The organism is Robertmurraya kyonggiensis, from assembly GCF_005116465.1.
Lineage (GTDB): Bacteria > Bacillota > Bacilli > Bacillales > Cytobacillaceae > Robertmurraya > Robertmurraya kyonggiensis.
The window spans coordinates 1-1,653 of sequence record NZ_SWBM01000036.1; the positions used below are offsets into that span (position 1 = coordinate 1).

Here is a 1,653-nt window from a genome sequence, read left to right on the forward strand (position 1 = left end):
TACCTTCTCATCCGACATTTTTCTCAATTTTTGTTTTCTTGGCTTTGTCTTCGGGTTTATGTTGAGGCTATGCTCGATTATGGTTCTGCTGACACCCTTTAGATCTGCAGCTGTCCATGCAAAAACATCTTTATTTTCTCTTAGGAAAGTTATCAAATCTTCCTCTTCTTGAGGGGTAAGGTCTGCTCCGATCGTGACCTCTCTACCTTCGACTCCTGGATCAAGAGAGACTCGCTTGGTGTCTTGTGCTTGAATAGTTTCTTTTACTTTTTCCACTCTGGATTGCGATGGCGTCTTTTTGATCGATTCTGTTTGGACTTTATTGCTTGTTTGTTTCGTTTCTGCCTGCAAGAGGTTGACGTTTTTCTCGCCTGGGGTAATTCCTTGTTCGATGTCCCTTGCGACTTGCTGGTTTCCGAATACTGTGATTACTCCATTTGATGCTGGAAGTTTCATGCAGAGATACGCCTGTCGCACAATGGCTTCGAACGTGTTGAGAAAACCTCTTCCGAAGATTGCATTGTAAGGGTAGTACATGTCAACTACGTCAAAAGTGATTCGTTCCGTTCTGGGATTACTCAGGTCCCCCAAAGTTACCGGTAGTTCGATTTTTCCTAAGGCTCGGATTCTTTTTCCTCCGAAACCAATGAGTGGAGTTTCTGATGGTTGTAACAAGCTTCTGCTGATGTTCATTTGATCGAAGGCACTTGCGAAGATAATATCAGCTGAACTGCCATCGTCTATCAGTATCTTTGTTAGCTCCCAGCCTGCCACATTTGTTTCGATGACCATGGCATCAGTGTGAGGATAACATTGGAGTTTGAGATCCTGCTCAGTAAAGGTTATTGGAATATGCGACCAATGGGTTTTTATTACTGGGCCATTGGGTAGTATTGCGTGCACTCTTCTGAAGTAGTCTTTTCTTTGTCTTTTGCTTTCGAAGTCGACTGAAGATCCTCCTGCTATAGGCAGAATCATTCCGCGAGAGGGAATGGGACCCTTGGCGGGTGTTGAATTCGGTGTTGGAGCTGCTTGCATCATAGTTTCGTCTTTTCTTGCCGCGGTGGATTGGATTGAGCTGTGCGCTTGTTGATTTGATTCGGACTGGGTTTGATGCCAAGCCAAACGAGGCTGGTGGTATGTTGAAAAGGATTCTGAATTCGTCGGGAGTTGTAGCTGCGGATTCGGCGTGTTATGGGAGGTGCACTGCCAGGAATTTGTTTGAACTGTGCGACCTTGATTGTTGTTTTGGTTCATTTCTTGCTTCACCCTGATGGTTATGGGACATCTCCCTGTACTGTGATCTGGGTTTTCGCCATGGAATTGGCAGAACCAAGATCGAGACTGGCTTTCTTGTTGGCCTCGTCCTCTTCCACGGCCTCTGCCTCGTCCGCCTCTTCCTCGTGTGGATGAGGAGTTGAAGTTTTGCTTCGCTGCATTTGATTCGTTATTATGTTGGCCGCTCTCGTTTTCTATGTGAAAAACTTGGGTTGGTCTGTTGTAGTTCTGCTTTTCGTATGTGGGCTGCTTATAGTTTCCGTTTGCTTTTCTGAGCATGGCTCTTTCGTTGATTCTTCTCCTGTGATCATCGTCTGATCTGCAAAACTTTTCCATCTCGTGGAAGAGTTCATGGAGGTTCCTTGGTTTGTTTTT

General features: G+C 45.3%; 2 protein-coding genes. Both read right to left on the minus strand.

What is annotated here, in order from left to right:
* Window positions 1–792 (minus strand): retropepsin-like aspartic protease (locus FA727_RS24235; protein ID WP_158318969.1); only part of this gene is annotated, 792 nt, incomplete at its 3' end.
* A 680-nt stretch (window positions 793–1,472) separates the two neighbouring features.
* Window positions 1,473–1,653, minus strand: a 181-nt coding sequence (locus FA727_RS24610) for a hypothetical protein (protein WP_206663861.1), incomplete at its 5' end; no start/stop codon positions are given.